7 protein-coding genes are annotated in these 6044 nt (G+C 42.7%); all 7 read right to left on the reverse strand.

Annotation, left to right across the window (positions count from 1 at the left end; all coding sequences use genetic code 11):
- Window positions 1-100: 100 nt before the first annotated feature.
- The 7 genes from glp to ACFFAP_RS34775 all read right to left on the reverse strand — a co-directional run bounded on the left by glp (window position 101) and on the right by ACFFAP_RS34775 (window position 5869).
- Window positions 101-1363, reverse strand: a complete 1263-nt coding sequence (gene glp / locus ACFFAP_RS34745) for a gephyrin-like molybdotransferase Glp (RefSeq protein WP_375515474.1) — start codon at window positions 1361-1363, stop codon at window positions 101-103.
- 55 nt (window positions 1364-1418) lie between these two features.
- Entirely contained in the window at window positions 1419-2045 is a 627-nt protein-coding gene (locus ACFFAP_RS34750; RefSeq protein WP_375515475.1) for a PEP-CTERM sorting domain-containing protein, read from the reverse strand.
- 188 nt (window positions 2046-2233) lie between these two features.
- On the reverse strand, window positions 2234-3994 hold the full coding sequence (locus tag ACFFAP_RS34755; RefSeq protein ID WP_375515476.1) for a serine/threonine protein kinase: 1761 nt from the start codon (window positions 3992-3994) through the stop codon (window positions 2234-2236).
- 273 nt (window positions 3995-4267) lie between these two features.
- Window positions 4268-4456, reverse strand: coding sequence for a 30S ribosomal protein S21 (gene rpsU / locus ACFFAP_RS34760; protein ID WP_012407716.1), 189 nt, complete (start codon window positions 4454-4456; stop codon window positions 4268-4270).
- A 117-nt stretch (window positions 4457-4573) separates the two neighbouring features.
- Window positions 4574-4897 carry an RNA recognition motif domain-containing protein gene (locus ACFFAP_RS34765; protein ID WP_375515477.1) on the reverse strand — a complete coding sequence of 108 codons (324 nt, stop codon included), beginning with the start codon at window positions 4895-4897 and terminating at the stop codon, window positions 4574-4576.
- A gap of 179 nt (window positions 4898-5076) precedes the next feature.
- Window positions 5077-5199, reverse strand: a complete 123-nt coding sequence (locus tag ACFFAP_RS34770) for a hypothetical protein (RefSeq protein ID WP_375515478.1) — start codon at window positions 5197-5199, stop codon at window positions 5077-5079.
- 454 nt (window positions 5200-5653) lie between these two features.
- Entirely contained in the window at window positions 5654-5869 is a 216-nt protein-coding gene (locus tag ACFFAP_RS34775) for a L,D-transpeptidase (RefSeq protein WP_375515479.1), read from the reverse strand.
- Window positions 5870-6044 lie beyond the last annotated feature (175 nt).

Genomic DNA, 6044 nt, shown 5'->3' on the forward strand with positions numbered 1-6044 from the left:
GGGTAATGGGGATTGGGGATTGGGAATTAGTCATTTGTCATTTGTAATAGGTTATTCTCCTTATCTTTTTGTCCCGTTGTCTCCTTGTCCCCATTGTCTATTACCCATTACTAAGCTGCAAAACTTGCACCTCTTCTTGTGGGTAAATTAATGTTTTACCTACTGGGAGAACAGCTAAAGCATTGGTTTGAGCTAAATTAATTAAATTGCCGGAACTTTGACTACCATCAGCTTGATGAAATTCGTAAACTCCATCAATTAAATGCAATTTCCCCCAAAGGTAAGTTTCGCGCTTGCCGTTTGATCGCAACTCATCATGCGATCGCACTTTCAAAAACACTGGTTCCCAACCTTCAGTAATCCCCGAAAGTTTCTTGATGGCTGGTAGCACAAACCGCCAAAATGTCACCAACACAGCAGCAGGGTTTCCTGGTAAACCAAAATAGAGGGTTGAGTTGGTACAGACGCGATTAATCGCGTCTGTACTGGGGAATCTGGCGACGGTGAGGGGTTTTCCTGGCCTCATTTCCACAGATCGAATGTGGATTTTTGCTTTTAGTGACTCTAGAATTTTATCAACATAGTCATAATCTCCTACTGAGACACCACCAGAAGAGAGAACTATATCAGCGATCGCAACGGCGTGGGCAATAACTTTCTCCAAAGCAACTGGATCATCTTTGACAATGCCTAAAAGTAATGGATCTGCGCCACTTTGTCTCACCAAAGCTGCTAGCGCATACTGATTAGAGTCCACAATTTGCCCCGGTTGCAACGGTTGATCAAGTGTCATTAACTCATCACCAGTGGAAAGAATGGCCACACGCGGACGGCGGTAAACACTTAATTGCGGACATTGTGCTGCTGCCAATACGGCAATTTCTGGAGCATTTAACTTAATTCCTGCTGGTAGTAATTGTGTTCCAGCTTGATAAAAAGATGCTTTGTGTCTGACAAATTCTTGCGGTTTTGGGGCATCCAGGATAACTACACGGTTTTCCTCGCGGCGTGTCTTTTCTTGCATGACTACAGTATCCGCACCTGCTGGAATTACCGCACCTGTGAAAATCCGCGCGGCTTGCCCTGGTTGAATTGTAGACTTGGGCTGATACCCAGCCGGAATATCTTCAACAATTTCTAAAACGGCTGGGTTTTCGCTGCTATGCTGTACATCTTCGTAGCGAACTGCGTAGCCATCCATTGCCGAATTATCCCAATGGGGAAAATCTAGCGGACTGGTGACAGGCACTGCCAAAATCCGACTATCTGCTAATAATAAATCGACAACTTCTGTATCACGCTGGTGATCCAACGGTTGTACTAAATTTAAAATAATTGCTTGTACATCGCTGACTGATACCATAGCGATCGCCTCCAAATTTTTCTTTTATCCCTTTGACACTGACCAATTTTAGATTTTAGATTTTAAATTTTGGATTGAATTTCTGCTTGAGGCTAAATCCCAAACTACACACTGCTAATAAACCTATAATTATGCTTCCTTCGGGGACTTTAGATACCTGAACCGAATTGTTACTTAAATCTAGTATTTGCTTTGTGCCTGCTGCATCTCTATTGTTAAAACCAAATTCTTTAGCTAGAACCTCATCACTAAAACCTTCGTCTATGAGTGCGAGATTATTATTAAGCCATGTGTCGCCAGGAAGTTCATCATCCTTGCCAACATCAAATGGGCCAAAGATTTGCTCTTTAGTGCTATCAAAGTTGAATCTCAAAAAGCTATAGTTAGATACACCACTAAGCACTGGAGTGAAACTATTTATTAAATTACTCAATGGATCAAAGAAGGAAATTGAGAAGGACTGCAAGTTTTTCGTAGCTCCCATACCTGCTTCAGAAATGACGGTTGGAGCAGTTTTTGTATCGTAGTTAAATGAACCTTTAGCTGAATAACCAGTGTCTCCCTTCCAGTTAAAGTTGAACTCAGCAGCATCAGCTAGGTCGTTAGCGCTTATGGCGATCGCTAACCCTAAAGCAGTAGTCGTCACTATACTAATAGCTGTTTTTGTAAACAGATGTGTCATGGATACAACTTCCAAATTTATTAAAATTAAGTTTCTACAACAATACAATATTTATCAAGAACATGGATTTTTAAGCACTTCAGTGCTTACTACAAACTGATCAAAATTAATCCGATAGACCACTACATTGGAGTTATTTTTTAGGCAAAACCCACACCATATTGCATACCTTCTGCTTCCTGCGTTCTTCATCGCCACCCTAAAAACCGCAATCCAGGGACAATTAGGTAGTAACTCACTCCTAACCAGAAGCTAATAAAGACGCCTACAGAACCAAAAAAAATCAGAGGTAACTGTAACTCTGACCAGCCTGGTTGACTAGAGAATTGGAAAATCGCAGGCGCTAACCTGAAAAGAATCAAAATTGCATAGGCGATCGCACTACCAAAGGCAGAGAACACAGCGTAAACTATGTGATGGCTGCGAAGTCCTAAACTTAAGGTAAGTAGGCAAACTGCGACTAAAATCACTGCCACTAAGCCCTCACCGCTATCTTTGGGTGTCATTAATTGCAAAATAAACCAACCAAAGCCATAGCTAATCATGCCCATCAGAGACGCTACTAAAAAGCGTCGCTGTTGACCAAAACACCCGGATACTGTCAGCCCCCAAGCGGTTCCCCAGCCTGCGACGACGAATACCAAAATATCTGCCCCGAAGACGGGTTGAGTATTTGGCACTAATTGGTTTTGCTGACTCCAAAGAAATTCCACAACCTGACGACCCAAGCTGGTGTGATATGCCAAAATAAAACCAGCGATCGCACCAAAACAAGCGCCAACATAAGCCAGGAGCATTGCCCAAATTGTCGTCAAACAAGCTAGGAAAATTTTGATAATTGTCTGAGCGATAAAAATAACGGTTTTAGTTACAGCTTGGCTAAAGTTAGCTAAAACTTGTTCAATAGCTTGTGTTAGCTGTGTAAATCTTTGCGAAACTTGCCTTGAGGCAAGCTTCCCGTTGTCTCGCAGTTGGGCAAATAATCCTGGCGGCGGTAATGGTTGAGAAATCTTCGCCAAACGTTTTTGAATTATAGCTGCATTTGCTGGACGCGATCGCACATCCTCCTGCACCATCTCATCCAGCAAATCTGCCAATTGGGGGTTGACATTTACCGCAGTTCGCCAGTGCAATTTACCTGTTTGTTGATCTTCCAATTCTAGCGGGTACTTGCCTGTAATTAGTTCAATCACCGTTCGACCAAGGGCATAAAAATCGGCACTTGGGCCGACAATCCCTCCAGTCACCTGTTCTGGTGGACTGTACCCAGAAGAAAATAATCGGGTGGAAGTAGACTGAGAACGCAGTTTAGAGGGGCTAAATTGTTTCGCTCCGCCAAAATCAATTAGTACTAAGCGATCGCCCCCTGTTTGCCCTTGAGGCGGGATTAAAGATGGCGAAGAAGTGCCCAGCATTAAATTAGAAGGTTTGATATCCCGGTGAAGAATCTGACGTTTGTGTAATTCTTGTAAAATCTCTACAGCTTGGGCAAACCAGTTTAAAACCGAATCCTCTGGACACCCTTGGGGAAACTTTTTTAATATCTCCTCTAAAGTTTGCCCATTGATTTTTTCCATTACCAGACAAGGTAGTTGGTGCGGTTTGGGGTTAAACAGTTGTACCTGAAAATACCCTTCGGCATCGACTCTGGGGACACCTGGATGGTTCAAACTAGATAAAACTGCCGCTTCTTGGGTAAATAACTCCAGTGCCTTTGGTGAATCTTCTACCAACACCTTCAGCACTTTCTCTGTTTGAGTTTTTTCATCCCAAACCGTGTAAATTTGAGCAAATCCTCCCGACCCCAAAGCCTGAAGTGGAACATAGCGGTCTAACAGCTCTAGCGGTGCGCCACAACTGTTGCAAAATTTGTTTCCCCAAGGCTGAGGATAAGGACGTTGACAATCAGGATTTATACAGTGAACCGCCCTCTGAGTGATGTGGGACACAATCGCTACAATACAAAGGCTGACTTGATTTTAGCGTTTCTTTAGGTTTCCTGATTTTAAAATAGGCAAAAGGAAAACCCTCATAAAATCTATGAGGGCATTCGTTTATATTTGATATATTCTGAATACGCTGCTTGGGTTAAGACTTGATCCTGCCTAACTCTCCTTAAAAAGAAGGGGATTAGAGCCAACCAATTGATCGAGGGGTTAGGGGGATCTTCCGAGACGAAATATCACTAACCCAAGTCTATTCATTTATATCTATGTCAGCTCTTAGTTACGGAAACTTCTCTTACTTTGTCTGTGCTTGGCAACTTCTTTGCGCTTGCGTTTTTCTAAAGGCGTTTCAAAATGACGATGCTTTCTCATGTCTGGAAAAATTCCAGCCTTGGAAACTTCTCGCTTAAATCGCCGTAAGGCTGACTCAATGTGTTCATTGTCACCTACAATTACTTGGGTCATTATTTCTCCTAACTAAGTTGACTTCATCAATGGCTATGGAAGCACTAACATAACAAAAAAAAGACAGACTCCTTGTCTGACCTTAAGACTCTAGGTAAGTTTTTTTTGTTTCCAATGTTAGTAGCGGTTGCGTCCACCGCCGCCACCACCGCCGTATCCTCCTCTACCACCACCGAAGGAACCTCTGTCACCTCTATCTTCTTTGGGTTTAGCCTTATTCACTTTCAGGTCACGACCCATCCACTCAGCACCATCTAGAGCTTCTATGGCAGCTGCCTCTTCAGCTTCGGTTCCCATTTCCACAAAAGCAAAGCCGCGTGGACGACCTGTTTCACGGTCAGTAGGTACTTGAACCCGTTTTACAGTACCATATTCTGCAAAAATACCACTTAAATCTTCTGATGTAACGTCATAAGAGAGGTTACCTACATAAATTGACATCGATTCTCTCCAAAATCATCACTGTGTAGAGATTTTAATTTCTCTGAGTAGTCTGTAAATACTAAAAGGAAAAAGCCTTTCAATACTAAAACCAAAGACATCACCAAATTAACTCTCCTAATCTAGGATGACATACGAGCCAACTCTCTGCATCCAGTAGATCGTTAACAGATAATTAACTAGTGATGCGATCGCACCGAGGCGATCGCCTGCCCCCACCTACCATAAGTACAGCCCACCGCAAAAAAGGGTTGGAAATGGAAGAAGATAAATCCTGTAGTGCGATCAAGGAAATCAGACATGCAGGGGCGCATCTTTAATATCCGAATTGAACGTTTGACTGTATTAACCAAAAGTATTACTCCCAAATTTTAATATGAAAGGCAAAGTCAGGCAACAAATATAAGGTTAGGCCTACTTATACTCCTTTAAAGAAGCCACTATGGAAGCAAGAGCGATCGCCTACCGTCATGGGTGTCATCGTCAACAAAATTGGAACTGAGTCTTTGTTACAAGTTTCACTTATGGGAGGCAAAATGTTTAAAACCCTTCAGCATAGCTGCCTTCTGCTTGAAAGGGCGTAATCTTCAATCATTACCAAAAGTTGCCAAGAACTGAATTTTCCTGCAATATTACTTGCCAAGATTGTTAAGTAATGTTTCGCCAACAGTGTCTACGCTATATTTACCCCGATTTGAGGCATTCGCCAACGGTATCCGGTATCCGGTATCCGGCCGGATCTCGGCTCAATACTAATTAAGGTTCTACTAACACTGGTGTACCAAGTTTGACCATTTCATACAGTTCAAGGACATTCTTGTTATACATCCGAACACAACCGCCAGAAACTGCTTTTCCGATAGATGATCTATCAGGAGTGCCATGAAATCCGATGTATTCTCTACCAACATTACCTGTCCCTCTCCTTAGTAAGGCTACGGTGTACACACAAGTCGGAAAAACTGCATCCACCAAAGATTTGCGGTGCGTGACGCTGGCGTGACAAAGCTAAATTGTTACTTTGGCGAACCCATTTGTTATTTCGGCGAACGCATTTGTTATTTCGGCGAACCCATTTGTTATTTCGGCGAACGCATTTGTTATTTCGGCGAACCCATTTGTTATTTCGGCGAACGCATTTGTTATT

Origin of the sequence: uncultured Nostoc sp. (assembly GCF_964245575.1) — a bacterium.
Taxonomy (GTDB): Bacteria; Cyanobacteriota; Cyanobacteriia; order Cyanobacteriales; family Nostocaceae; genus Nostoc.

What these genes read in the sequence shown, in the direction of transcription:
- glp (WP_375515474.1), bottom strand. Translation starts at nt 1,363, where the DNA reads ATGGTATCAGTCAGCGATGTACAAGCAATTATTTTAAATTTAGTACAA.
- ACFFAP_RS34750 (WP_375515475.1), bottom strand. Translation starts at nt 2,045, where the DNA reads ATGACACATCTGTTTACAAAAACAGCTATTAGTATAGTGACGACTACT.
- rpsU (WP_012407716.1), bottom strand. Translation starts at nt 4,456, where the DNA reads ATGACCCAAGTAATTGTAGGTGACAATGAACACATTGAGTCAGCCTTA.
- ACFFAP_RS34765 (WP_375515477.1), bottom strand. Translation starts at nt 4,897, where the DNA reads ATGTCAATTTATGTAGGTAACCTCTCTTATGACGTTACATCAGAAGAT.
- ACFFAP_RS34770 (WP_375515478.1), bottom strand. Translation starts at nt 5,199, where the DNA reads ATGTCTGATTTCCTTGATCGCACTACAGGATTTATCTTCTTCCATTTC.